Raw genomic sequence first — 22,085 nt, 5'->3', positions numbered from 1 at the left:
AACGTTCGGCATCATGGCAGGCTCAGCCCGTCGATCGTCTCGTCGATCCGCTCGGCAACCTCGCGCACCTTGGCCAGCGTCGCCACCGTCTCAGCCTGTAGCTCGCCGGTCGCGTTCGTGGCCTTGGCGATCTGGTTGACGTTGTTCGAGATGGCCGCGAGCAGCCGGTGCAGACCGAACAGCTCGGCCATCGCCTGACGGCGTTCGGTTGGCGTCTCCCCCGCTGCCGACAGCGCCGACTCGACGAGCAGACGCGGGATCGTCACGCGCTGCGCCTTCGCGCGCAGCAGCAACGCGCCCTCTTCTTCCGGCGACACCTTCACCTCGTGACGGTGATGGCGGCCGCCCGCGACGTTCGCGCGCCGCTTGCGTGCGAGGCGGCGATCCTCGGGAGCCTCGTCGCTCATTAGAATCACCTGCCCTTCCTGGCCCAGCGCAGCGACCCCGCCCCGTGCGGGGATCACACTTCTAGTGTGCCGCATCCTTGACCCCGTGTCGAGGATCAAGCCGACTTAGCCGTGCTAAGTCTATAGCTTGCTCCGTCTGGGGCACCTTTCAGGATCACTCACGGTGACAACCGGGAGTGATCGCGGCCACGCCGCGACGGTTCTTCTGTGCGTCGATGAACGTCGACGCCGAAATGCACTTCTTCGTAGGATGGAGGCATGGCTAAGGAACTGAGCATCGAGGAAGCAGTCGAGCGCGCCAAGCGCGCACAAGAGGATCGGATCGTCGCGATTCGGCAGCTCGCGGAGGCACGTCAGGGAGTAGCCGATGTGCGCGAGGAGACCGCGCGCGAGTTGGCCGATCTACAGGCCAGCGTCGCGCAGCGCGTCGGTGACGCCGAGCGCGAGGACGTCAAGGCATACAACGCCGCGTTGAGCGCCGGTTGGTCATCCGACGAGCTGCGCAAGATCGGCTTCACTGAGCCTGATAAGAAGGTGCGCGCGAAGCGTCGAGCCGCGCGCAAGCCTGCCGCGCCGGCCGCTCCCGCTGCGCCCGCGCCCAAGCCGGTCGAGGTCTCCGCCAATGCGCAGCATGTGAATGCGTAACGCTACCCTCTGACCACCTGTGGACGGCTCCGGCTATCGCCGGGCCGAACCCGCCCACAGGTGGACAGCGGGGCCCCACTTGTCCGCCCGCCCACAGGCCGCACCGTGGCGTTCACGACGCACGGTGCGGCTTCGTCTGTGCGGCCTGTGGACGGCCTCACTGGGTGCGCTCCCCCTCCCCCCGATGCCGTGATGGTCACATACGCCAGAGCCCTGTCAAGGGCGCTTCGCGTCACTTCGTGATGCGGCTGCGCCGCCCCCTTGACAGGGCTCTCTCGTATGCAGAGCGGCTATCTATCGGGGGGATGGGGAAGAACGGTCATGACCGCCTACGTCGTGCTTGGCGAGCGCGCGGGACACGCTGGATGCGCCGACGCCGAACGTGCGCGCGATCTCCGCAATGCTCATGTCCTGGTCGCGCATCTTCACAGCAGCTTTGATGCGCTCGGGTGTCATCACCGAGGGGCGGCCGCCGACGCGGCCCTGAGCGCGAGCATGGGCCAGCCCGCGGCGTGTGTTCTCCCGGATCGTCGAGACTCGGAGCTGCGCGAGCACCGCCATAATGCCGACGATGGCCTCGCCCATCGGCGTCGACGTGTCCACGTCGAGGAACGGTTCTGTGAGGCTGCGCAGCCGGACGCCGCGCCGACCGAGGTCACGGATCAGCTCGATAGCCATCAGCTCCGTACCGGCGATCCGATCAAGCGCGAGGATCACGAGCGTGTCGCCCTCGCGCAAGTAGTCGAGGCACGCGACCCACTCGGGCCGGTCAGCGATCCTGCTCGACTCGCCCCGGTCGACGAACACACGCTCGCAGCCAGCCTCGCGCAGCGCAGCCTCCTGCGAGCCGGGATTCTGATCGCGGGTGCTCACCCGTGCGTAACCGACCTGGCTCATCGTCCACTCCCTTCGAGTGCCATGCGCAACTCGTCCTGTTCGGACGGAATAAGGCCAGCGTCGACGAGAGCGGCAGCGATGTCGCGCACGAGGAACTGAGCATGAGGAGCCCCTGACCCGCGCAGCACGCGCTCTATCACTCGCTCGGCGTCATCACGCTTCATCGTCCTCTCCCCCGGTAGCGATCTTGCATGGGCGGTGTGCTCCGTCGCGCCTCAGTACTGCGCTCTACTCCCGGCGTGGGTGGGGTCGGAAAGCTCGCACGTCGCAGCTCCTCGACCTTCTCATCGATCAGGTCGGAAACACGGCCGCGCGACTCATCTCGAAGCCTGCGCACCGCCGGCCCCTGTTGCGCGCCCTTCGAGCCTGCTGACCTGTCGACGGCCAGGCGCTCGAACACCGGCACGAGGCTGTCGGGCACCGGCCGGTAGCTGCCGATGTCGGGGCGTGACATCGCGCTGGCGTTGTTCCATACCTCCGCGGTGATGCCTGTGCGCTCGGGACTGTAGTCAAGCTTGAAGCCGCTCAGCTCCGCGACGTGCTGCATGAACAGCTTGCCCGCTCGGCCGTTCCCCTCGCGGAACGGGTGCGCCTGATTTACGTGCGCGAACACGTCGGCGGCCGCCATCGCGAACTGCTGCCGATCCATCCCGGCCCACTCCGCACCGCGCACGAGGCGCGAGGCATCGGCCAGGTAACGCCCGATGTCCTCGGGCTGGGCGAACTCAAGCGGCGGCTTGAACATGCCGACGCTGCGGTACTCTCCCGCCCACTCGTAGACGTTCTTGAACAGCTCGCGGTGGATCGTGCGCAGGTGCTCGGCGTCATAGGTGCGTGGGATCGAGATAGCGCCGCGCTCGATGTCGAACTGCTGCGCGTTCGTCTCGGCGTACTCACGCCGGGACAGGTCGGCCCCGTCGCGCAGACCGTAGAGGTTGCGCAGGACGGGGCCGCCAGGCTCCCAGAAGTACGAATCCCAGGAGTTGAAGCGTGTGGCCATCAGCCAGCGACAGCGAGGGCGTGAGCGCGCTCGACGGCACCCGCTGCGCGGCGGTCGTACTCGGCCTTGTCGATGACGCCGCGGGCGTAGTCGGTCAGGTTCTCGACATCCTCGCGGTTCGGCACCCAACCCTCGTGCCAGCTCGACGCGAGGGCGTTCACGACGGCCTCGCGGTCGGCTGCGCCGAGCTGCGCGAACAGCTCGGGCCAGCGCGCCTCGATGTTGAACTCGGCAGCCATGATGTGCCCCTTTCGTGAGGTGGCTCCAGTCTACCAGAGAGCCACCGAAAACGATAGGTCTTAGGTTTCGGTTGGCTCGGGTTTCGGTGGTGGGTTTCGGTGCGCTCCACCTCGGCGTGTCGGAGCTGTGCCGACCTCTCGGCCGAGGGCACCGGAAACGATCGTTTCCGGCAGGCTCTCGGAGCACAAGCCATGATAGGCCGATTATCGCTACCAATCGTCATCCGTCGTCCGAGCACTGGCGGTCGGCTGCCCGTTCGAAGTCTGGAACGGGTCGGTCTTGCGCGTCCTCGGCCGTCAGCGCGAGTCCGTTGCTTTCGATGTCGGCGATGAGCCAGTCCATTTCGAGGATCTCCCGGCGCTGCGCTTCACTGATTTCAACCGCAAGTTCGCAGACGCGGACATCCTGCAGCTGTGCTCGCTCGGATCGGGTGATCGCGAGCGAGGGATGCGGAATCATTGCGCGCATGTACGCGGTGTCGTCGACGGTGATCTGGCTGCGGTCGAGGGCGATGCCTCCTCCGAGGAGGAGAACGCTGACGATGATGACCGCAATGTTCGCTTTCCTGTGCTTGTACATGTTGAGCATCCAGGCCAGCATGACCAGCCCCATGGCGCCGCCCATAGTGAGCGCCATGAAGACGCGGCTTTCGCTGAAGCGTATGTGCCCCCATTCCCACACTCCAGCGAACATCGTCCAATACATCACGACCATGCCGGTGAGAATCATCGCCGCGAATCGCAAGTACATCGTCAGCGATCCGTGCTTTTTCGTCCCCGCTTGTCGTCCACTTGTTTCGTGCGTGTCCTTCGACATATGCCTCACCTGTTCGTCTCAGCTCGTTGCGCGGTAGCGCGATTGATGACGACGTGTGGCGCAAGAGCGCTCGCTAGTCTGCTTCGGCTCGGTCAACGGGCATCACTGGATTGATGCGGGTAGCGAAGAACTGCACGACGCCGTCGAGGTGGCTATTCAGAGCGTTGCGAGGAGCGCGGCGCAGGCGTCTTCGCATCGCCGGCAGGCCGCAGCACACACCGTGCAGTGTTCGTGCATCGTGTGCTTCTCGCACTCGTCGGCGCAGCTCGCGCATGCCGTGCGGCACGCTTCGAGGGTCGCGCGGGTGAGGTTGGCGTCGTACCCGGTGTGCCTGGACAGGATGCGTCCGGTGGTTTCGCAGAGGTCGGCGCAGTCCAGGTTCGTGCGGATGCACTTCGTCAGCTCGGCAACCATTTCCTCGCTCAGGCACGCGTCGGCGCATGCGGTGCATGATTGCGCGCACTCAACGCACGCCTCGATACACTCCACCAGCACCTTCCGGTCAGCCTGACCAAGGTCCTTCGGGTAGGTGCGGAGCATTTCCGCCGCGACAGTCATAGTGGCTCCTCTCGTCATTGTGGAGTCTTCAAACTACGACCGCACCTCGCTCCCGAGGACCCCGTTGAATACCCCGGGAGGGCATGGTAGTTCAGCGGCAGATCATCGTCGCAGCGATTGCTGTGCGGTGACGATTATTCCGTTTCTGCAGCGTGACTGGGTGGAGTTCGAAGGATCAGAGCCAGGGCGGCAATGACCATGATTACGGCGATGTCAAAGCTGGCGATCGTGTACGTCCACCAAGCGACGTCGGTCGATTGGGCATCATTGATCAGATGCGCGAGCGCGAGGGCTGGACCGCAGATCAAGAGCATATATCCAAGACGCACGAGCCTTCGATGCGTCCGCTCCGCGGGACTGCGAGGCGAAGGCGCGCCGGGTGAGGACGAGTGCACGGCCGTCAGATGGTGTAGCGGGTCGAAGGGTGATCTGGAGCCGGTGGGGGTCATCAGAAGATCGCTCCAATCGCGAGAAAACTAGCAGCGGCGAGGAGGACAACGGCGATCGTCGCCACGATGACGAACAACACGAGGTTCCGAAAGGGGTCTTGGGCGCTTTCACGAGGAATCCTTGGGCACGGGCCGCGTTATTGGGCGGGACTCAGCACAGTGGTGCTGTCCGGTGAGACTTCAACGATGCCCCGGTCATCGACGAGGATGACGCGGTCGTCGATGACAGTGAGGGCTTGAACGGCGCCTTGGAGCGATTCGAGCTGATGCCAGGTTCCATTTTCATCCTCTGTCCACAGGACGCCATCGGTGCCTGCGCCGAGAAGAGTGCCGTCAGTGCGAGCCTCCAGCGCGTAGAGCACAGGTGTTCCGTCGACTGGAGTGAATGTGTTACCGCCGTCGCTGCTGAAGAGAACGCCTTCTTCGGCTGCAGCGTATAAACCGGATTCGGTGACCGCGAGATCAGCGGCGCCGAGGGACGCACGCTCCGTCCAGTTGTTGCCCTCGTCTGTGCTGGTGAGCAGGTTCACTTGGCTAGAGGGGACGCCGTAGAGGGTGCCGTCCGGGGCCGCGGTGAGGATGTGGAAGTCGGTGGTTCCGTTGAGAGCAATAGGCGACCACGTGTTCCCGTAGTCGTCGCTGCGGATGATGCCGAGGTTGGGCGATCCGAGTTCGGCCGGGGTCTTTTCGCCGGGATGCCCGGAGGCGAACAGCGCGTCTCCCGAGACCGTGAATCCCATGGCGTCGAAGGCGTGACCGCCGATCGGGCCGGAGATATCCCCATCGGGTGTGAGAGTGAAGATTCCGTTGTGCGTGGCCACCAGCAGATCATCGCCCCGGGGATCTTCAGCGATGCCGTGGATGTGGTCGATGCGGGGAGCTGAGTCCGGGTTGCCGAGCGGTGTCGCGGTGCATCCGGTGGCGACAGTCGCCAGGACGGTCACAGTGACGGTTGCGAGAAGGAGTGAGCGTTTCATGATGGTTTCCGTTAGTGGCCTCAAGCGGGCCTGGCTTCACGACGCGCAGCAAGAGCACGCCGACGTCTGACTGCTGCCGCAATGGGGCAGCACGGATGACACAGATCCGGGCGGGACGATCGGATACCGGCCCGCCCGGAGGATTCCTACAGCTGGCCGAGGAGTTCCTGCATCGTGGCGATCTCCGCCGTCTGGTCGTCGATCACCTGTTGCGCGAGCTCGAGGACGTCCGGGTTCTGCGCATCATCAAGCGCCGTCTGCGCCATGTCGACGGCACCTTCGTGGTGCACGATCATCTGCTCCAGGAACAGGCTGTTCGCCTCGACAGCATCCGCGCTCTCCAACATGGTCATGTCCTCTTCGGACATCATGCTGTCGTCACCGCCCATCGAACCGTGATCCATGCCTCCCATGGAGTCGGGGTCATACTCCACACCCCAGTCTTCGAGCCATCCGAGCATCTTGTCGATCTCGGGGCCCTGCGCCGCCTTGATCTCCTCGGCAAGTTCCACCACGCGTGCGTCGGCACCGTCTTTAGCGAGCAGCATGTCGGCCATCTCGATCGCCTGCTCGTGATGAGGGATCATCATCGTGACGAACATCTCGTCAGCCTCGTTCGCTGCCGAAGTCGACGACGACTGAGACGGGGAGGTGGATTCGCTGGACGGTGCCGTGGTGTTGTCAGCGCAGCCGGTGAGAACCAGTGCAAGGGTCAGTACACCCGTACTGACAGCAACGGGAATCTTCTTATTCATGGTTGTTCCTTCGATACGTCGTGTGAGGGTTCGCAAATGATGGCGCCAGACGGCGCCAGGAATCCGACCTATCAGGGTCGGCGGCGACTACTCAGGTGCGACTTATCGAAAGGATCGTCAGCGAGGGTGCCCGGGGAGGGATCCCGATCGCTTCCCACCTCACCAGGCTTACACCACGGTGAGGGGGCAGCCCGTGACGATGAATCAATATCGGAGGGAGGAGGAGAAGCAGACCGGCAAGCAACGCCAGCACGCACGCAGTCAGCATCTCGTTGTGACCCTGCCCATGTCCGGTGCTCACATGACACGCACCCTCACACGCGGTGGACTCGCTCGCGACGGTTGACGCCGCTGCGGTGGCGTGCTCCTCCCCAGCTGCGGAGTGGGTGAGTCCGACGGATCCGTGTCCCGCAGGTTCGGAGGTGAAGGTATGCATCGCCAGCAAGCCGACGATAACCATCAGCGTGGCCCCGCCGAGCATCAACAACGCGCGCAACGACAGCTGCGGACGTGCGCCACGAACTGCGACGTGCATGCTCGGCCTCCTCCATTCCGTCCAGGATGCTAACACCACGATCTATGCGGCCACCCGCCCTGATCCTTCAGCGCCGCCATGTACATCCTAGTGCGGAATACCCCTAGGGGGTATATCGTTAGGCATACCGCCGCCGGACTCCGGTGTTTGAGAGAAAGAGGAACAAAACATGTCCGACTCCACTGGATCCTGCTGCAGCCGCAACAGCCACGGTTCCGTCGACGCCGAAGGACGCAAGGATCTCCTCACCCCGCCCGCGGAGGATCTCGCCGAATGTCCTGTGATGGTAGGCAGCACCGTCATCAAGGCGGATGCAGAAGTTGCCGGCCTGTACCGAGATTACGACGGCACCCGGTACTACTTCTGCTGCGCCGGATGCGGGCCCGCGTTCGACGCCGACCCGGCTAAGTACGCCACCGCTGCTGCCTGACACTGTTTCACCGTGCGAGGCACACCACACAAGTCGGCCCCACGGTTCTCAATTCCGAGGAGGATAGGCCCATGAGCCACCCGCGTAACGACGGCGCAGAGCACACCCACGCACACCACGACCACGCGGCGTCGACCCCCGCAGTGACGACCGAAACTGACCACGATGCGCACGCGGGACATCAAGCAATGGCGCATGCACCGCAGTCAGACGCGGCCGCGCACAGTCATAGGGACCACGGAAGCGACAACGCGCCCTCCGGTCACAACACCCACGCTGGACACGGCGGTCATGCAGGCCATGGCGACCACGTCGGGCAGTTCCGTCGCCTGTTCTGGATCATGCTCGTCCTCGCTGTCCCCACGGTCGCGTTGTCGGGCATGTTCTCGATGATCCTGGGCTACACCCTCCCCGATATTCCGGGTCTGTCATGGGTATCCCCGGTGCTGGGCACTGTCATGTACGCGTGGGGTGGAAAGCCGTTCCTCGTCGGTGCAGTCAGCGAGCTCCGCGCTCGCAAGCCCGGCATGATGCTGCTCATTGGCCTCGCGATCACCGTCGCGTTCGCCGCCTCCTGGGGCGCGACGCTCGGGGTGCTCCATCACGAACTCGACTTCTGGTGGGAGCTCGCCCTCCTCATTGTCATCATGCTTCTCGGGCACTGGATCGAGATGCGCTCCCTCGCCCAGACGACTTCCGCCCTGGACTCACTCGCCGCTCTTCTCCCGGATGAGGCAGAGCGCGTCGAGAATGACCAGGTCGTCACGGTCTCACCGTCCGATCTCGTCGTCGGTGACGTCGTCATCGTACGGCCGGGTGGTAGCGTCCCCGCGGACGGGCGCATCGTCGACGGACGGGCTTCGATGGACGAGTCCATGGTCACGGGCGAGTCCCGCACCGTGGAACGCGGCAGCGGCGACCACGTCACAGCCGGCACCGTTGCCACCGATTCCGGGCTTCGCGTCGAGATCACCGCGACCGGCGACGACACGACCCTCGCCGGCATCCAACGTCTCGTCACTGAAGCGCAAAGCTCGTCTTCTCGTGCTCAGCGCCTCGCTGACACCGCCGCCGGATGGCTGTTCTGGTTCGCCCTGGGTGCTGCGGCGATCACCGCGATCGTCTGGACGTTGGTCGGCTTGCCTGACGCTGCTGTCATCCGCACGATCACGGTGCTCGTCATCGCGTGCCCGCACGCCCTGGGCCTGGCCATCCCGCTGGTCGTCTCCATCGCCACCGAGCGCGCCGCCCGGGGCGGCGTGCTCGTCAAGGACCGGCTCGCTCTCGAGAGCATGCGCACCGTCGATACAGTGCTGTTCGACAAGACCGGCACCCTCACCAAGGGCGAGCCCGTCGTCTCCGAGGTCTCCGTTGCCGATGGCGCCGACCCTGACCGGGTGCTCGCGCTGGCGGCCGCCGCAGAGGCCGACAGCGAGCACCCGCTCGCGAAGGCCATCGTCCGCGCGGCCGCCGACAGGAAGCTCACCGTCCCCCGAAGCGTCGAGTTCACCTCGTCACCTGCTGTGGGCGTTACGGCGACCGTTGAGGGGAAGATCATCCGAGTCGGGGGACCTCACCTGCTGTCCGAGGAGAACGCCGATGAGCTTCCGGTCGCCGATCAGTGGCGTGCGGATGGCGCGATCATCCTCCATGTCATCCAGGACGGGCGCGTCGTCGGAGCCCTGAAGCTCGCCGACGAGGTGCGTTCGGAGTCCCGGGAAGCCGTCGACGCCCTTCACGCGCTCGGCGTGCAGGTCGTGATGATCACCGGCGATGCGGATGCCGTGGCTCGGGCTGTCGCGCAAGACCTCGGCATCGACCGCGTCTTCGCCGGAGTACGCCCGGAGGACAAGGCCGCAAAGGTCCAACAACTCCAGAACGAGGGCCGTAAGGTCGCAATGGTCGGCGACGGCGTCAACGACGCCCCTGCCCTCGCGCAGGCCGACGTTGGGCTGGCGATCGGTGCAGGCACAGATGTCGCGATCGCGTCGGCTGGTGTCATCCTCGCAAGCGACGACCCCCGCTCGGTACTCTCCGTGATCGAACTGTCACGGGCTTCGTACCGGAAGATGAAGCAGAATCTCTGGTGGGCTGCCGGATACAACATCATCTCCGTCCCCCTCGCCGCCGGCGTCCTCGCCCCCATCGGATTCGTGCTCCCGATGTCGGTCGGAGCGATTCTCATGTCACTATCCACCATCGTCGTCGCTCTCAACGCCCAACTGCTGCGCCGACTCGACCTCCGCCCCGACACCACGACCCGCGTCATCCTGAACCGCTGACCACAACCGCCGGAGATCCAGATGACTGATACCGCCGTCGCTACAACATCCTGCAACCACGCAGAGCACGGGTACATCACGGACAAAGCCCGCTACCTTGCTCGCCTCAAGCGCATCGAAGGACAATCACGCGGCATCCACCGCATGGTCGAGGACGAGAAGTACTGCATTGACATCCTCACTCAGATCTCCGCACTGACCAGCGCCTTGCAGAGCGTTGCCGTCGGGCTCCTCGAAGACCACCTGCGCCACTGTGTGGCAGATGCAGCTCGCGCCGGCAGCGACATCGCCGAAGAGAAGGTCCGGGAAGCGTCTCAGGCGATCGCCCGCCTCGTTCGCTGAGTCGCCTCGCCAACGTCGATTGATCGCTGACACTGTTCCGAACCGCAAGGTCGGTCTCGTATCCCATGGGTTACGAGAAAGCTGCCGTCGCCTTGCCACGCGCGTAAGGCGCTCAGCGCGTCTTCACAGGATCAGCCGGAAACCCTTGCCGTTTGGTGCTTATGACGAGCGTTTGTGGCGACCGTTCCGAGCCCGATATCTGGACCGCGCCGTAAACGATCGTTATCGGTCGGCGCTCGTCGGCGGCAGAGCTGCATCGAGCACCTGCCCGATGCGGGTGCGCTCCTCGGTGTCGGCATCCGGGCCGTCCACGTCGTGACTCACTGGGGATCGTCGTACCAGCGCACGACGCCGTTGGCTGCGTGCGCTTCGCGCAGCGCGGCCGAGGCGGCATCGAACGCTGCGGCGGCACGGTGCAGCTCTGCCGCCGTGGTGACGGTGCCAGTTGCGCCGTCGCCGCGCCCGTCCTCGCCGTTGTAGTGCGTCCCGTCGACGACGCGCTCATGCCAGGCCGCGAGCTGGCCGAGCATGGGTACGTCGACGCCGACATACCTCCCGAACTGCGCACCGGCCGTACGCCTCAGTACAGCGTGCAGCGCCGTCGCGTCATCGAGGACGCGGGGGCTCTGCGAGGGGACTCATTTAAATATGCCCGCGAAACAGCCCCGGTGACTCACGAAGGAATGCCCGCGTAATCCCTGAGTTTAGCTGGCTTGTTTCTTCCTTGTTCGGGCGGGTTTGACCCCGGCGGTCGGGTCGGGCTGCTTCGCAAGTTCGGCGGCTTCGAGTTTGCGGGTCTTGTCGGCGGCGAGCCAGGTGAGGCGCTGCTGGATCCGGTCGATCTCACGGGCGATATGCGCGGGATTCAAACTGTCCCGGTACGCGGTGAGCTCTGCAGTTCTCTCGCTGGTGAGGACACCGGAACGTAAGAGCCGGTCGAACGGGGTCGCAAGCGTGTCATAGACACGTCTGCGTCGGCCTTTGCCGTCGGTGTCCCAGCCGATGGGTTTCTTCGTCGGGGTGAGGAAGTTATGCCGGTCGTTTACCAGCGGCCAGAGCTCGCCCAGAAGCCGCAACTGTGCGGGAGTGTCGTACCGCCAGTAGAAGCCATACCTGCGTACGATCTGGTTGTTCTTGGACTCGCGGCCGCGGGTCATCGCGACGTAGAGGGATTCGCGCGTCACTTCCGGTGAGTGGACGACCGTGTGCGCAGCGTCGACGGTGGACCCTTGTGCGCGGTGGGCGGTCACGGCGTAGCCGAGGTTCCCCAAACACACTCACCTGTGAACGTGCGCGTGCGCGCGGTTCTATTCTACCGGTCGCCGTGAGGACGCTCACGCGACCGACTCGTCATCGCGGGCCGAGAGACCACGAATCGCGAAAGTTGTGTCGTGCATGGTGGCTCTGGGGGTGGCTACTCAGGTATCGCGTTCCAGATTCCGGCCCACTGCTCCGGTGTCAGGTCCCTCGGCAGTGCGCGTGTATCGACGCCGCACTGCCTCAGGAGTTGCCGGGCTCGGCCGGGGTCGATGTGGCTCGCGTTCGCGATGACACGGTCGAGGGTTCTGCCTCGGCCGGTGAATACCGCGCGTACGAACTGTTGGTACCGGGTGCGCTGCGAGCCGGGAATCAGCGGATCTTTGCGCCTGCTGATCTGGATGATGCCGCCATCGACGCTGGGGCGTGGTCGGAAACCCCAGGAGGGAACCCGGCCGTGGAGGTCGAAGGTGAACCAGGGCGCGGTTTGTGCGGTCAACATGGTGGAGCCACCGATCCCGCAGCGTTTGCGGGCGACCTCCCATTGCGTAAGGAGCACCGCCTGAGTCCAGGTGCCGACGCGGAGAAGTCGGCGCAGGATCGGGGTGGTGAGATGGAAGGGGATGTTCCCCACGATCACGGGGTGGTCGAGAGGGACGGTGAGCGCGTCGGCGTGATTGATTTTCACATCCGGCAGCGCGCGGCGGAGGCCAGCGATCCGGTGCTCATCGAGGTCAATCGCGGTCACCGGCCTGCCGAGCTGGGCGAGAGGTCTCGTGAGTGCGCCGTCTCCAGCGCCAAGTTCGAGTATCGGCCCTTTCGTCGCGGTGACTAGAGCGGTGATCTTGCTGATTGTGGGTGTGTGGATGAGGAAGTTTTGGCCGAGTTCGTGGCGGCCACCGTGGGATGAACGAGGCATGTTCGCGCTCCAAGAAAGAAAGGATGGAACGCCTCGGAAACAGGGCAGAGCGCAGACGGAGAAAATGGATGCGCAAAATCGCCGTTCCGAGACGCGAATGGTCTCTCGGATGGACGACGCGCGAAGCGTTCAGCGAGGCGCGCCGTCAGGCGCGGCGGTCGCGAACAGCAAGCGTGTGCGTCACAGCGAACACGCAAATCAAGTTACCCATGCCGATCATCTTACCCGATCGCAGCACAGAGTTCATCGGAGCAGCAAACCCGGGAATCACAGGCCGCGTGCTGGCCCGTCACGACCTGGGTCGCTGCCGGGGGTGGTGCGCTGGAACGGGTTGAGTTGCCGCTCTCGCTGCTCCAACAGCCGTCGTGTCTGTTCCTGCTCGGCCCGCTTGGCTGCAATGATTCGTGCAGCGTCGTTGACTGAGAGGTTGCGGAGTTCGTCGGCTTCGGCGCGCGCCAATGTTGCTCGCGTGAGGGCGTCTCGGGCGGCACGCTGTGGGTTGACGGTGCGCATTCCGAACTGATCGCTGCGTGCTTGCTCGGTTCCAATTTCACGAGCCAACAATGCGAACCGTTCTTGCTTGTGTCGCCGCGAGGTTTTTCCTCGGTCGGTGCGCGCAGCGTCGGCGGCGCGGGCGGCTTCGGCCACGCGGGGGTCACCTTTCGCTTTCTGTGCCGCTGTCTGGGCTGCCCATCCGGGGAGTGCTTGGTGATTACGGGGCGGTGCGCTGCCCCAGTTGTCGCGCACTCGCGCCCGTTGAGTCTGCGTCTGTTCCTTCGCGGCCTGGTGCTCGGCGCGGGCTTTGCGCCGACCGAACCTGCCGACGGCCGAGAGTCGGGTGCTGGCGGCGGCTTCGTCCTCGACAGCGGCAAGGTAGGTCGCGCCGTCCTGCTCTGCTCGTTGGACGAGTGGCCTGGTGACTTCGGTACGGACGTGCTCGGCTGCGTCCTCAGCAGCGTGGATTACGGCGTCGGCTTGCTCATCTTCGGCACGGTGGGCGTCTCGTTGGGCGTCGAGGCGCGCGGCTTTTTGCTCCCACCGGTCTGCCTGCTCCTTGGCGCGCTCGGCTACCTGGTTATCTCGTGTTTGGCTCGCATTGATAGCCCACTTCCCATGAAATAGATGATTCCGTTTCGCGGGCATATTTATGTGAGTCACCGGAACTGTTTCGCGGGCATATTAGGTGAGGCACGTCGCTCTGTTGCAAAAATCGTGAAGCTTGAGCATGCTTGGCGGAGATTGGACGGACGGAACGATGACGGATTTCAAGTGGCGCCATTTCCAGGGTGATGTGATCCTGTGGGCGGTGCGCTGGTATTGTCGCTATCCGATCAGCTATCGCGACCTTGAGGAAATGCTGGCGGAACGCGGCATTTCGGTCGACCATACGACGATCTATCGCTGGGTCCAGTGCTACGCCCCGGAGATGGAGAAGCGGCTGCGCTGGTTCTGGCGGCGTGGCTTTGATCCGAGCTGGCGCCTGGATGAAACCTACGTCAAGGTGCGGGGCAAGTGGACCTACCTGTACCGGGCAGTCGACAAGCGGGGCGACACGATCGATTTCTACCTGTCGCCGACCCGCAGCGCCAAGGCAGCGAAGCGGTTCCTGGGCAAGGCCCTGCGAGGCCTGAAGCACTGGGAAAAGCCTGCCACGCTCAATACCGACAAAGCGCCGAGCTATGGTGCAGCGATCACCGAATTGAAGCGCGAAGGAAAGCTGGACCGGGAGACGGCCCACCGGCAGGTGAAGTATCTCAATAACGTGATCGAGGCCGATCACGGAAAGCTCAAGATACTGATCAAGCCGGTGCGCGGTTTCAAATCGATCCCCACGGCCTATGCCACGATCAAGGGATTCGAAGTCATGCGAGCCCTGCGCAAAGGACAGGCTCGCCCCTGGTGCCTGCAGCCCGGCATCAGGGGCGAGGTGCGCCTTGTGGAGAGAGCTTTTGGCATTGGGCCCTCGGCGCTGACGGAGGCCATGGGCATGCTCAACCACCATTTCGCAGCAGCCGCCTGATCGGCGCAGAGCGACAGCCTACCTCTGACTGCCGCCAATCTTTGCAACAGAGCCACCCAGTGGACATAAGCCTGTTCGGTTCGTAAGCTGTAATGCAAGTAGCGTATGCGCTCACGCAACTGGTCCAGAACCTTGACCGAACGCAGCGGTGGTAACGGCGCAGTGGCGGTTTTCATGGCTTGTTATGACTGTTTTTTGTACAGTCTATGCCTCGGGCATCCAAGCAGCAAGCGCGTTACGCCGTGGGTCGATGTTTGATGTTATGGAGCAGCAACGATGTTACGCAGCAGGGCAGTCGCCCTAAAACAAAGTTAAACATCATGAGGGAAGCGGTGATCGCCGAAGTATCGACTCAACTATCAGAGGTAGTTGGCGTCATCGAGCGCCATCTCGAACCGACGTTGCTGGCCGTACATTTGTACGGCTCCGCAGTGGATGGCGGCCTGAAGCCACACAGTGATATTGATTTGCTGGTTACGGTGACCGTAAGGCTTGATGAAACAACGCGGCGAGCTTTGATCAACGATCTTTTGGAAACTTCGGCTTCCCCTGGAGAGAGCGAGATTCTCCGCGCTGTAGAAGTCACCATTGTTGTGCACGACGACATCATTCCGTGGCGTTATCCAGCTAAGCGCGAACTGCAATTTGGAGAATGGCAGCGCAATGACATTCTTGCAGGTATCTTCGAGCCAGCCACGATCGACATTGATCTGGCTATCTTGCTGACAAAAGCAAGAGAACATAGCGTTGCCTTGGTAGGTCCAGCGGCGGAGGAACTCTTTGATCCGGTTCCTGAACAGGATCTATTTGAGGCGCTAAATGAAACCTTAACGCTATGGAACTCGCCGCCCGACTGGGCTGGCGATGAGCGAAATGTAGTGCTTACGTTGTCCCGCATTTGGTACAGCGCAGTAACCGGCAAAATCGCGCCGAAGGATGTCGCTGCCGACTGGGCAATGGAGCGCCTGCCGGCCCAGTATCAGCCCGTCATACTTGAAGCTAGACAGGCTTATCTTGGACAAGAAGAAGATCGCTTGGCCTCCCGCGCAGATCAGTTGGAAGAATTTGTTCACTACGTGAAAGGCGAGATCACCAAGGTAGTCGGCAAATAATGTCTAACAATTCGTTCAAGCCGACGCCGCTTCGCGGCGCGGCTTAACTCAAGCGTTAGATGCACTAAGCACATAATTGCTCACAGCCAAACTATCAGGTCAAGTCTGCTTTTATTATTTTTAAGCGTGCATAATAAGCCCTACACAAATTGGGAGATATATCATGAAAGGCTGGCTTTTTCTTGTTATCGCAATAGTTGGCGAAGTAATCGCAACATCCGCATTAAAATCTAGCGAGGGCTTTACTAAGCTTGCCCCTTCCGCCGTTGTCATAATCGGTTATGGCATCGCATTTTATTTTCTTTCTCTGGTTCTGAAATCCATCCCTGTCGGTGTTGCTTATGCAGTCTGGTCGGGACTCGGCGTCGTCATAATTACAGCCATTGCCTGGTTGCTTCATGGGCAAAAGCTTGATGCGTGGGGCTTTGTAGGTATGGGGCTCATAATTGCTGCCTTTTTGCTCGCCCGATCCCCATCGTGGAAGTCGCTGCGGAGGCCGACGCCATGGTGACGGTGTTCGGCATTCTGAATCTCACCGAGGACTCCTTCTTCGATGAGAGCCGGCGGCTAGACCCCGCCGGCGCTGTCACCGCGGCGATCGAAATGCTGCGAGTCGGATCAGACGTCGTGGATGTCGGACCGGCCGCCAGCCATCCGGACGCGAGGCCTGTATCGCCGGCCGATGAGATCAGACGTATTGCGCCGCTCTTAGACGCCCTGTCCGATCAGATGCACCGTGTTTCAATCGACAGCTTCCAACCGGAAACCCAGCGCTATGCGCTCAAGCGCGGCGTGGGCTACCTGAACGATATCCAAGGATTTCCTGACCCTGCGCTCTATCCCGATATTGCTGAGGCGGACTGCAGGCTGGTGGTTATGCACTCAGCGCAGCGGGATGGCATCGCCACCCGCACCGGTCACCTTCGACCCGAAGACGCGCTCGACGAGATTGTGCGGTTCTTCGAGGCGCGGGTTTCCGCCTTGCGACGGAGCGGGGTCGCTGCCGACCGGCTCATCCTCGATCCGGGGATGGGATTTTTCTTGAGCCCCGCACCGGAAACATCGCTGCACGTGCTGTCGAACCTTCAAAAGCTGAAGTCGGCGTTGGGGCTTCCGCTATTGGTCTCGGTGTCGCGGAAATCCTTCTTGGGCGCCACCGTTGGCCTTCCTGTAAAGGATCTGGGTCCAGCGAGCCTTGCGGCGGAACTTCACGCGATCGGCAATGGCGCTGACTACGTCCGCACCCACGCGCCTGGAGATCTGCGAAGCGCAATCACCTTCTCGGAAACCCTCGCGAAATTTCGCAGTCGCGACGCCAGAGACCGAGGGTTAGATCATGCCTAGCATTCACCTTCCGGCCGCCCGCTAGCGGACCCTGGTCAGGTTCCGCGAAGGTGGGCGCAGACATGCTGGGCTCGTCAGGATCAAACTGCACTATGAGGCGGCGGTTCATACCGCGCCAGGGGAGCGAATGGACAGCGAGGAGCCTCCGAACGTTCGGGTCGCCTGATCGGCGCAGAGCGACAGCCTACCTCTGACTGCCGCCAATCTTTGCAACAGAGCCCCGCCGACGATCCCGACGAACAAGCCGATCAGCACGAACCAGACGACCCCTAGTGCATCGGAGAGCTGATACAACGTGTAGGCGCTGATAAGGGCCAGCGGTGCGCCGATGAGAGCCCACCGCTCCCAGTCTGTGAGCAGTCGCCACGCGAGGCGCATGTCTCGTGCGAGGTTGGCCATGATGCTCACTCCCCCATCGGTCGGCCCTGTGGCAGCTCGCGGGCTCCCACAGCCGGGAACGGCTGGCCGTTGTTGTACTTGGCTTCCAGCCGCTCGACCTCGGCCAGCACGGCGTCGTTGACGAACTGGCTGAGCGTGCGCGCTCCCTCCGAGACCTGGGTGTGCAGGATCGCACCGCGCACGCGCGCCGTGTCGTCGGGGTGCTGGTAGAAGCTCACCTTGTGCCGGTACTTCGTCTTGTCGCTCGTTGAGCTGGTGGCGCGTGCCGGCTTCGGTGCCGCGGGCTGCGCGGCCGCCGGCACGACGTCGGGTTCGGGCGTCGCCGGCTGTGCCGGCTGTGCCGGCGGGGCGACCGGGCTCGATCCGGCGAGGCTGGACTTACGCGGGGCGGGACGGGTGCTCATGACGTGACTCCTTCGATGGCGGTCAGGTGGTCGGTGTAGATCGCGCCGAGCGCGGTCGCCTCGGCGCTCCCCCACTCGTCGAGGCCGCGAGCGGCCTCGGTGGCGTCGCTGATGACGACGCGCTTGGGGATCGGTGGCGTGAGCACGCGCAACTCGCGGGCTCCGGCGGCCGCGTGCAGCTCGTCGAGCCAGGTGCGGCCGCTGACGGTCTGCTCCTCGTGCTGGTTGACGATGACGCCTGCCACGCGCAGCGCGGGGTTGTAGTACTGGCGCACGTTGTCGATCGTGTCGAGGAGCTGCGCGAGCCCGTTGGCGCTGAACAGCTTGGAGTGGGTGACGATCGTCACGGCATCGGCGGCGGTGAGGCCGTTGATGGTGAGCTGGTCGAGGCTCGGTGCGCAGTCGATCAGGATCAGGTCGTAGTCGGCCGCCACGGCGGCCAGCGCCGCGCGCAGGCGACCTTCTCGGCCCGCTCCGGCGACCACGAGCTCGTCGCGCACGGAACCGAGGATCACGCCCGACGTCGGCACGACGTCGAGGCCGGGCCATACGCCGCGCACGATCACGTCTCGGATGCTCTCGGGCGCGCGTGAGCTGAGGGCGTCGGCAAGCCCTGCCTGGTCGTCTCCGACCGTCTCGGCGGCCGCGACTGAGGTCAGGTTGCCTTGCGGGTCGTTGTCGACGACGAGCACGCGCTGCCCGCGCAGCACGGCCGCGCGCGCGAGGTGGAACGTCGTCGTCGACTTACCGACGCCGCCCTTCTGGTTGCAGAGGGCGATGATTCGAGCGGTCACGGGTAATACCTCCAATAGTGCTAATAGTACTGTTGGGGGTGCGGTGCCAGCGAATCGGCACCGCACCCCTGGGTCGGTCAGAACGGCGTGCTGTCGGGCTCGTCCGCGCGGGCGGCCCGCTCGACGGTGACGCTCTGGCCGCGCAGGCTCACGCTCACCTCGTCGGCGCGCACCTCGTGCTGCATGCGGGTGCCCTGCTCGCCCTTGTACTCGGTGACGCGGTAGCGGCCCGAGAACGTCACGCGGATGTTCCCGCTGCGCTCGGCCGCCTCGATGAGGTTCACAGCCTGGTTGCCGCTCACGGCGACGTCGTAGCCGATGGTCGGGCCGTCGGTGTAGCTGCCGTCCTCCTGGCGCAGCCGGTCGCTGACGAGGACGCGGGCGTAGGTGTACGGCCCGTTGTCGCCCTCGCGCAGGGTCGGGGTCTCGGCCAGGTTGCCGGTGCGGGTGATGTAGCTCATGGTTTCCTCCTGTTGGATGGTGACTCTAATAGTACTGTTAGCGGTAATGGGGTTGCAAGGGGTCTTAGTTGTTCTCCTCCGATCGGTTGTCGGCGTCGATCGGCGGGTAGCCGATGAGGTCTCCGATCGCTGCTGCAAATGAGAGCGTCGCGCGCGCCTCGTGCTTCAGCGAGGTTGCGGCGTCGAGGTCTCCGGCCTGGGCCGTGTCGAGCGCGAGGTCTGTGGCCGTTGCGGCGGCCGCGAGGCAGGTGTCGCGCAGCTCGATCAGCCAGCCGCGCACCCTCTCCGGGGTGACGGCCCCGGTGGGCCGGGGGCACTTGCTGCGGATACTCTCGGGAAGTGCCGAGTAGCGGGCTGCGAGGTCTTGGACTGTGGCGTTCATGGGTTCTCCTTTCGGAGCGGCCCTAACGGTAATGGTACTATTAGGGCCGCTCGTGGTCACATGGGGCGGACGCGGCCGATGTACTCGCCGCCGGGGCCGTGGATGATGACGGGGGCGTTCACGTCGAGCTTGAGCAGGAATGCGCCCTCGGGGCGCAGGGGGTCGCCCTCGATGTGCAGCGTGGCGATCGTGGTTCCCTCGTCGTCGTCGAAGTCGACGCGACCGTAGTCGTCTGCCTCGGCGGGGCGCTGATATTCGTGGCCGGTGATGCCGTCGCGCACCCAGGGGTGCGGTTCGAGCCGGGCTCCGGTGTCGTACGGCGTGCCGGTGTGCTCGGTGATGTCGCTGTGGCTCACCTGGGCGATGACCGCTCCCTCGGGGCTGGCGATCGTGCAGTCGTTCATGGCGGTTTCCCTTCTCTCGTTCTAACTCTAATAGTACTATTACCGTTAGTGCATGTCAAGCATTTACGGCGGCGATGCGGTCGATCTGATCGGGCCGGAATCCCGACCAGTGATCTTCGCCGGTGCCGTCCTCGACGACGACGACGGGTGCCTCGGTGTATCCCAGCTCCTCGACCACGTACTCGCGTGCGGCGGTGTTCTCGCGGATGTCGACCTCGACGAACTCGACGCCCTTGCGGCCCATGACGTCCTTGGTCATCTTGCAGCGGATGCAGCTCGGGCCGGTGGTGTACACGGTGACTGTCAACATCTTGGAATCCTCCCATCCCCACGTTTTTTGCCGTGAAGGCGACTTGTCGCCGCTAGGGAGAGCCGGCCGGAGCACAAGCGACCGTGGAATACCGGAGCGGCCGAGCGCAGCGAAAGACGCGAGGATATGCCGCGAAAGCGCTTGTGCGGAGGCTGGCCGACCGTATGCTGCCGAAGGCTTCACGGCAAGAAAACGAGTGTGCCGTAGGCGCTCGGCCGCCGTAGGTGGCCGTCGATCAGCTCGGGCGCGCTCCGTCGCGCCTGAGCCGGGGGAGTGCGAGGGGCGCGGCCCTTCGCGCCGGGCGCAGCTCGGCTCGTTCATGGCTGATCCCACTCGAACAGCGTCGGCGCTGCTGGCGGCTGCGTGGGCTCGGGCCAGCGGGCCACCTGGGGGAGTCCGGCGGCTTCGCGGGTGTTGCACAGCTCCTCGAACGCGGCCGCGCGCTCGGCGTGCCAGCTCGCGGCCGCGTGGCCGGAGGGCCGCCGGCATCTGCCGGCGGCCGAGCCGCAGCGCGGGCAGGGGGCTTCGGCGGCGCAGGGCTCGACGGTGAAGTGCTGCCGCTTGCAGCTCTCGCAGCTCGTGAGCACGAGGGGCGCGCCCGTGGTGTCGATCATCTGGGGCCGGATGCGCAGGTACTCGTCGAGCGTCGCGGGCCGGGGCATGGGCTGGCGGCGCGTTCCGAGGTTGGCAAGGTCGGTCATGTCTGAATCCTGACTCTATGAGTACTAACAGTACTATTAGGGGTTACTATCCGAAAGCTCGCGCCCAGCAGTCGGGGTGCGTGCCGGATATCAGCAGCTCGCGGCGGGCGGGCTCGACGTCCGGCAGGACGTCCTGCACGGGGCGGCGGGCGGCCAGGGCTGCCGCCTGGCGGGCGGTCAGCTCGACGCGGCTCGATGCGCCGCAGAACATGCACGCCCTGGTCTCGATGGTGACGGTCTCGGTCATGGTGGGTTCCTCTCGCTCTCTACCTCTAATAGTACTATTGCCGTTACGATGTAGCAACGGCAATAGTACTATTCGGGTTAGGCTGCGTCGGCTGCCTCGGCGGGCTCGGTGATGGCGTCGGCCAGGGTGTGCGCGGCGCGCAGCACGTTTGCGGCGGTGGCCTTGATCGTCTCGGGTTCGCACTTGCTCCACCCGGCGATGTAGCCGACGCTGTAGGCGCTGGTGTCGAGTCCGAGGATGCCCGCGACGATGTAGGCGACGCTCTCGGCTTCGGTCTCTTTCACGCCGCGGTGCTCGACGTACTCGGCGTGATCTTCCTCGGCGTGCAGCTCGACGTGTGCGGCCTCGTGCAGGGCGGTCTTGGCGGCCTGGGCGGGGGAGAGGTCGGCGTCGATCACAACGCGCCGCGCCTCGGGGTCGGTGTAGCCGTTGGCAGCTCCATCGATGGGCTCGCGCTCGACCGTCCAGCCCTTGCCGGTGAGGTAATCCGCTACGGCGTCGAAGATGCCTGCGGGGTCGTTGCCGGTGAGCGGCTGCGCGAGGGTGCTGGGGTCGTCCGCCTCGGGGTCGATGGGGTCGGTCTGCGAGATGTCGAACACGGACACGGGGAAGAATCGCACGCGGCGCTGTTCTTTCTCCTCGCCGCTCTGCTCGTCCTCGACCGTCTCGCGCACGTCGCGGCCGCCGAAGATGCGGATGCCGCGCGATCCCTTGCGCACCTGGCGGCCGAGCTTCTGCCACGTGCGGTAACCGGCGACGCTGGTCGCCTCGGGCTTCTGCGCGAGGATCAGCAGCAGGTTGTTCAGGCTGTAGCGGTGGAACGCCTGCGCGAACGTGAGGAACCGCGACCAGGCTTCCGAGGTGCGCAGCTCCTCGACCTGTTCCGCGATCGTGGCGTGCAGCCCTTCGGCCTCGGCGCGACGCTCCTCGGGGCTCTTGGTGGTCTTGATCTTGCGGGCCATCTCACTACCTCCGGTGACGGTATTAGTACTATTAGG

The 22,085-nt window shown here is 64.2% G+C and carries 32 protein-coding genes and 1 pseudogene; 9 read left to right on the top strand and 24 right to left on the bottom strand.

All coding sequences use genetic code 11. The features are described 5' to 3' along the window. Positions 1-11: 11 nt before the first annotated feature. Positions 12-407, bottom strand: coding sequence for a MobC family plasmid mobilization relaxosome protein (locus ABD770_RS14855; protein WP_285465424.1), 396 nt, complete (start codon positions 405-407; stop codon positions 12-14). 258 nt (positions 408-665) lie between these two features. Here ABD770_RS14855 and ABD770_RS14850 point away from each other — a divergent pair, with 258 nt between their 5' ends. After that, the gene (locus ABD770_RS14850) at positions 666-1,052 is read left to right on the top strand and encodes a hypothetical protein (protein ID WP_285465423.1); all 387 of its coding nucleotides are present in this window, start codon (positions 666-668) and stop codon (positions 1,050-1,052) included. 294 nt (positions 1,053-1,346) lie between these two features. On the opposite strand, the gene ABD770_RS14845 is transcribed toward ABD770_RS14850, so the two are convergent. The 9 genes from ABD770_RS14845 to ABD770_RS14985 all read right to left on the bottom strand — a co-directional run bounded on the left by ABD770_RS14845 (position 1,347) and on the right by ABD770_RS14985 (position 7,204). Then, positions 1,347-1,949 (bottom strand): recombinase family protein, encoded by a 603-nt coding sequence (locus ABD770_RS14845; RefSeq protein WP_285465422.1) that lies wholly within the window; start codon positions 1,947-1,949, stop codon positions 1,347-1,349. After that, positions 1,946-2,113: a hypothetical protein gene (locus ABD770_RS14840; protein ID WP_285465421.1), complete on the bottom strand. Its 168-nt coding sequence runs from the start codon at positions 2,111-2,113 to the stop codon at positions 1,946-1,948. The genes ABD770_RS14845 and ABD770_RS14840 overlap by 4 nt, the downstream gene beginning before the upstream one ends. Next, positions 2,110-2,949: a Fic/DOC family protein gene (locus ABD770_RS14835; protein WP_285465420.1), complete on the bottom strand. Its 840-nt coding sequence runs from the start codon at positions 2,947-2,949 to the stop codon at positions 2,110-2,112. Before ABD770_RS14835 ends, ABD770_RS14840 begins: the two co-directional genes overlap by 4 nt. Next, entirely contained in the window at positions 2,949-3,188 is a 240-nt protein-coding gene (locus ABD770_RS14830) for an antitoxin VbhA family protein (RefSeq protein WP_285465419.1), read from the bottom strand. Before ABD770_RS14830 ends, ABD770_RS14835 begins: the two co-directional genes overlap by 1 nt. Before the next feature lie 220 nt (positions 3,189-3,408). Further along, positions 3,409-4,005: a DUF305 domain-containing protein gene (locus ABD770_RS14825; RefSeq protein WP_344820470.1), complete on the bottom strand. Its 597-nt coding sequence runs from the start codon at positions 4,003-4,005 to the stop codon at positions 3,409-3,411. Positions 4,006-4,161: 156 nt separating this feature from the next. Beyond that, the gene (locus tag ABD770_RS14820; RefSeq protein ID WP_247963183.1) at positions 4,162-4,563 is read right to left on the bottom strand and encodes a four-helix bundle copper-binding protein; all 402 of its coding nucleotides are present in this window, start codon (positions 4,561-4,563) and stop codon (positions 4,162-4,164) included. A gap of 586 nt (positions 4,564-5,149) precedes the next feature. Next, the gene (locus ABD770_RS14815; RefSeq protein ID WP_344820469.1) at positions 5,150-5,956 is read right to left on the bottom strand and encodes a F510_1955 family glycosylhydrolase; all 807 of its coding nucleotides are present in this window, start codon (positions 5,954-5,956) and stop codon (positions 5,150-5,152) included. 179 nt (positions 5,957-6,135) lie between these two features. Continuing rightward, a complete protein-coding gene (locus tag ABD770_RS14810; RefSeq protein WP_344820468.1) occupies positions 6,136-6,744 on the bottom strand; it encodes a DUF305 domain-containing protein in 609 nt (202 codons plus the stop codon). A gap of 91 nt (positions 6,745-6,835) precedes the next feature. Beyond that, a complete protein-coding gene (locus ABD770_RS14985) occupies positions 6,836-7,204 on the bottom strand; it encodes a DUF6153 family protein (protein ID WP_425562787.1) in 369 nt (122 codons plus the stop codon). A 244-nt stretch (positions 7,205-7,448) separates the two neighbouring features. Between ABD770_RS14985 and ABD770_RS14805 the strand changes: the two genes are divergently transcribed. From ABD770_RS14805 to ABD770_RS14795, 3 genes are all read left to right on the top strand, one after another. Beyond that, the gene (locus ABD770_RS14805) at positions 7,449-7,709 is read left to right on the top strand and encodes a YHS domain-containing protein (RefSeq protein WP_344820467.1); all 261 of its coding nucleotides are present in this window, start codon (positions 7,449-7,451) and stop codon (positions 7,707-7,709) included. A gap of 71 nt (positions 7,710-7,780) precedes the next feature. Further along, complete coding sequence (locus tag ABD770_RS14800; RefSeq protein ID WP_425562785.1) at positions 7,781-9,991, top strand: heavy metal translocating P-type ATPase; 2,211 nt, start codon at positions 7,781-7,783, stop codon at positions 9,989-9,991. 21 nt (positions 9,992-10,012) lie between these two features. Continuing rightward, positions 10,013-10,333, top strand: coding sequence for a metal-sensitive transcriptional regulator (locus tag ABD770_RS14795; RefSeq protein ID WP_344820465.1), 321 nt, complete (start codon positions 10,013-10,015; stop codon positions 10,331-10,333). Between the two features lie 320 nt (positions 10,334-10,653). Here ABD770_RS14795 and ABD770_RS14790 read toward each other — a convergent pair whose 3' ends face one another. The 4 genes and pseudogenes from ABD770_RS14790 to ABD770_RS14775 form a co-directional block, all read right to left on the bottom strand. Next, positions 10,654-10,863 carry a hypothetical protein gene (locus ABD770_RS14790; RefSeq protein ID WP_200769338.1) on the bottom strand — a complete coding sequence of 70 codons (210 nt, stop codon included), beginning with the start codon at positions 10,861-10,863 and terminating at the stop codon, positions 10,654-10,656. 606 nt (positions 10,864-11,469) lie between these two features. Continuing rightward, positions 11,470-11,598: pseudogene (locus ABD770_RS14990) on the bottom strand (ATP-binding domain-containing protein); the annotation flags it as partial. 149 nt (positions 11,599-11,747) lie between these two features. After that, entirely contained in the window at positions 11,748-12,509 is a 762-nt protein-coding gene (erm, locus tag ABD770_RS14780) for a 23S ribosomal RNA methyltransferase Erm (protein ID WP_130108831.1), read from the bottom strand. A 267-nt stretch (positions 12,510-12,776) separates the two neighbouring features. After that, the gene (locus ABD770_RS14775; RefSeq protein WP_344820463.1) at positions 12,777-13,157 is read right to left on the bottom strand and encodes a hypothetical protein; all 381 of its coding nucleotides are present in this window, start codon (positions 13,155-13,157) and stop codon (positions 12,777-12,779) included. 108 nt (positions 13,158-13,265) lie between these two features. On the opposite strand from ABD770_RS14775, the gene ABD770_RS14770 reads away from it, so the two are divergent. From ABD770_RS14770 to sul1, 5 genes are all read left to right on the top strand, one after another. Further along, a complete protein-coding gene (locus tag ABD770_RS14770) occupies positions 13,266-13,631 on the top strand; it encodes a hypothetical protein (RefSeq protein ID WP_344820461.1) in 366 nt (121 codons plus the stop codon). 133 nt (positions 13,632-13,764) lie between these two features. Next, on the top strand, positions 13,765-14,529 hold the full coding sequence (locus tag ABD770_RS14765) for an IS6-like element IS6100 family transposase (RefSeq protein WP_001389365.1): 765 nt from the start codon (positions 13,765-13,767) through the stop codon (positions 14,527-14,529). Positions 14,530-14,849: 320 nt separating this feature from the next. Then, positions 14,850-15,641 (top strand): ANT(3'')-Ia family aminoglycoside nucleotidyltransferase AadA1, encoded by a 792-nt coding sequence (gene aadA1, locus ABD770_RS14755; RefSeq protein WP_001206316.1) that lies wholly within the window; start codon positions 14,850-14,852, stop codon positions 15,639-15,641. A 163-nt stretch (positions 15,642-15,804) separates the two neighbouring features. After that, positions 15,805-16,152: a quaternary ammonium compound efflux SMR transporter QacE delta 1 gene (locus ABD770_RS14750; RefSeq protein ID WP_000679427.1), complete on the top strand. Its 348-nt coding sequence runs from the start codon at positions 15,805-15,807 to the stop codon at positions 16,150-16,152. Continuing rightward, positions 16,146-16,985 carry a sulfonamide-resistant dihydropteroate synthase Sul1 gene (gene sul1 / locus ABD770_RS14745; RefSeq protein WP_000259031.1) on the top strand — a complete coding sequence of 280 codons (840 nt, stop codon included), beginning with the start codon at positions 16,146-16,148 and terminating at the stop codon, positions 16,983-16,985. Before ABD770_RS14750 ends, sul1 begins: the two co-directional genes overlap by 7 nt. Positions 16,986-17,090: 105 nt before the next feature. Here sul1 and ABD770_RS14740 read toward each other — a convergent pair whose 3' ends face one another. The 10 genes from ABD770_RS14740 to ABD770_RS14695 form a co-directional block, all read right to left on the bottom strand. Then, positions 17,091-17,393 carry a hypothetical protein gene (locus tag ABD770_RS14740; RefSeq protein ID WP_344820460.1) on the bottom strand — a complete coding sequence of 101 codons (303 nt, stop codon included), beginning with the start codon at positions 17,391-17,393 and terminating at the stop codon, positions 17,091-17,093. Beyond that, complete coding sequence (locus ABD770_RS14735; protein ID WP_253035907.1) at positions 17,390-17,788, bottom strand: ParB family protein; 399 nt, start codon at positions 17,786-17,788, stop codon at positions 17,390-17,392. Before ABD770_RS14735 ends, ABD770_RS14740 begins: the two co-directional genes overlap by 4 nt. Then, positions 17,785-18,582 (bottom strand): ParA family protein, encoded by a 798-nt coding sequence (locus ABD770_RS14730; protein WP_253035908.1) that lies wholly within the window; start codon positions 18,580-18,582, stop codon positions 17,785-17,787. The genes ABD770_RS14735 and ABD770_RS14730 overlap by 4 nt, the downstream gene beginning before the upstream one ends. Before the next feature lie 77 nt (positions 18,583-18,659). Next, a complete protein-coding gene (locus ABD770_RS14725) occupies positions 18,660-19,043 on the bottom strand; it encodes a single stranded DNA-binding domain-containing protein (RefSeq protein WP_253035909.1) in 384 nt (127 codons plus the stop codon). Positions 19,044-19,107: 64 nt separating this feature from the next. Continuing rightward, on the bottom strand, positions 19,108-19,425 hold the full coding sequence (locus ABD770_RS14720) for a hypothetical protein (protein ID WP_253035910.1): 318 nt from the start codon (positions 19,423-19,425) through the stop codon (positions 19,108-19,110). A 56-nt stretch (positions 19,426-19,481) separates the two neighbouring features. Then, positions 19,482-19,829, bottom strand: coding sequence for a hypothetical protein (locus ABD770_RS14715; RefSeq protein WP_344820459.1), 348 nt, complete (start codon positions 19,827-19,829; stop codon positions 19,482-19,484). A 55-nt stretch (positions 19,830-19,884) separates the two neighbouring features. Further along, a complete protein-coding gene (locus ABD770_RS14710; protein ID WP_253035916.1) occupies positions 19,885-20,136 on the bottom strand; it encodes a glutaredoxin domain-containing protein in 252 nt (83 codons plus the stop codon). Positions 20,137-20,456: 320 nt separating this feature from the next. Then, positions 20,457-20,840: a hypothetical protein gene (locus tag ABD770_RS14705; protein ID WP_344820457.1), complete on the bottom strand. Its 384-nt coding sequence runs from the start codon at positions 20,838-20,840 to the stop codon at positions 20,457-20,459. Between the two features lie 46 nt (positions 20,841-20,886). Continuing rightward, positions 20,887-21,087: a hypothetical protein gene (locus ABD770_RS14700; RefSeq protein ID WP_253035913.1), complete on the bottom strand. Its 201-nt coding sequence runs from the start codon at positions 21,085-21,087 to the stop codon at positions 20,887-20,889. 77 nt (positions 21,088-21,164) lie between these two features. Next, on the bottom strand, positions 21,165-22,085 hold a 921-nt coding region (locus ABD770_RS14695; RefSeq protein ID WP_344820455.1), incomplete at its 5' end, for an ArdC-like ssDNA-binding domain-containing protein.

The organism is Microbacterium soli (assembly GCF_039539005.1).
In the GTDB taxonomy this organism is placed as follows: domain Bacteria; phylum Actinomycetota; class Actinomycetes; order Actinomycetales; family Microbacteriaceae; genus Microbacterium; species Microbacterium soli.
The sequence above is the reverse complement of the archived record's forward strand: the minus strand, read 5'-3'. Positions and strand labels throughout refer to the sequence as shown.

Coding starts and splice junctions, on each gene's coding strand:
- ABD770_RS14855 (WP_285465424.1), bottom strand. CDS start 407: ATGAGCGACGAGGCTCCCGAGGATCGCCGCCTCGCACGCAAGCGGCGC.
- ABD770_RS14850 (WP_285465423.1), top strand. CDS start 666: ATGGCTAAGGAACTGAGCATCGAGGAAGCAGTCGAGCGCGCCAAGCGC.
- ABD770_RS14845 (WP_285465422.1), bottom strand. CDS start 1,949: ATGAGCCAGGTCGGTTACGCACGGGTGAGCACCCGCGATCAGAATCCC.
- ABD770_RS14840 (WP_285465421.1), bottom strand. CDS start 2,113: ATGAAGCGTGATGACGCCGAGCGAGTGATAGAGCGCGTGCTGCGCGGG.
- ABD770_RS14835 (WP_285465420.1), bottom strand. CDS start 2,949: ATGGCCACACGCTTCAACTCCTGGGATTCGTACTTCTGGGAGCCTGGC.
- ABD770_RS14830 (WP_285465419.1), bottom strand. CDS start 3,188: ATGGCTGCCGAGTTCAACATCGAGGCGCGCTGGCCCGAGCTGTTCGCG.
- ABD770_RS14825 (WP_344820470.1), bottom strand. CDS start 4,005: ATGTCGAAGGACACGCACGAAACAAGTGGACGACAAGCGGGGACGAAA.
- ABD770_RS14820 (WP_247963183.1), bottom strand. CDS start 4,563: ATGACTGTCGCGGCGGAAATGCTCCGCACCTACCCGAAGGACCTTGGT.
- ABD770_RS14810 (WP_344820468.1), bottom strand. CDS start 6,744: ATGAATAAGAAGATTCCCGTTGCTGTCAGTACGGGTGTACTGACCCTT.
- ABD770_RS14985 (WP_425562787.1), bottom strand. CDS start 7,204: ATGGTTATCGTCGGCTTGCTGGCGATGCATACCTTCACCTCCGAACCT.
- ABD770_RS14805 (WP_344820467.1), top strand. CDS start 7,449: ATGTCCGACTCCACTGGATCCTGCTGCAGCCGCAACAGCCACGGTTCC.
- ABD770_RS14800 (WP_425562785.1), top strand. CDS start 7,781: ATGAGCCACCCGCGTAACGACGGCGCAGAGCACACCCACGCACACCAC.
- ABD770_RS14795 (WP_344820465.1), top strand. CDS start 10,013: ATGACTGATACCGCCGTCGCTACAACATCCTGCAACCACGCAGAGCAC.
- ABD770_RS14790 (WP_200769338.1), bottom strand. CDS start 10,863: ATGCTCGGCCAGCTCGCGGCCTGGCATGAGCGCGTCGTCGACGGGACG.
- erm (WP_130108831.1), bottom strand. CDS start 12,509: ATGCCTCGTTCATCCCACGGTGGCCGCCACGAACTCGGCCAAAACTTC.
- ABD770_RS14765 (WP_001389365.1), top strand. CDS start 13,765: ATGACGGATTTCAAGTGGCGCCATTTCCAGGGTGATGTGATCCTGTGG.
- aadA1 (WP_001206316.1), top strand. CDS start 14,850: ATGAGGGAAGCGGTGATCGCCGAAGTATCGACTCAACTATCAGAGGTA.
- ABD770_RS14750 (WP_000679427.1), top strand. CDS start 15,805: ATGAAAGGCTGGCTTTTTCTTGTTATCGCAATAGTTGGCGAAGTAATC.
- sul1 (WP_000259031.1), top strand. CDS start 16,146: ATGGTGACGGTGTTCGGCATTCTGAATCTCACCGAGGACTCCTTCTTC.
- ABD770_RS14735 (WP_253035907.1), bottom strand. CDS start 17,788: ATGAGCACCCGTCCCGCCCCGCGTAAGTCCAGCCTCGCCGGATCGAGC.
- ABD770_RS14725 (WP_253035909.1), bottom strand. CDS start 19,043: ATGAGCTACATCACCCGCACCGGCAACCTGGCCGAGACCCCGACCCTG.
- ABD770_RS14720 (WP_253035910.1), bottom strand. CDS start 19,425: ATGAACGCCACAGTCCAAGACCTCGCAGCCCGCTACTCGGCACTTCCC.
- ABD770_RS14715 (WP_344820459.1), bottom strand. CDS start 19,829: ATGAACGACTGCACGATCGCCAGCCCCGAGGGAGCGGTCATCGCCCAG.
- ABD770_RS14705 (WP_344820457.1), bottom strand. CDS start 20,840: ATGACCGACCTTGCCAACCTCGGAACGCGCCGCCAGCCCATGCCCCGG.
- ABD770_RS14700 (WP_253035913.1), bottom strand. CDS start 21,087: ATGACCGAGACCGTCACCATCGAGACCAGGGCGTGCATGTTCTGCGGC.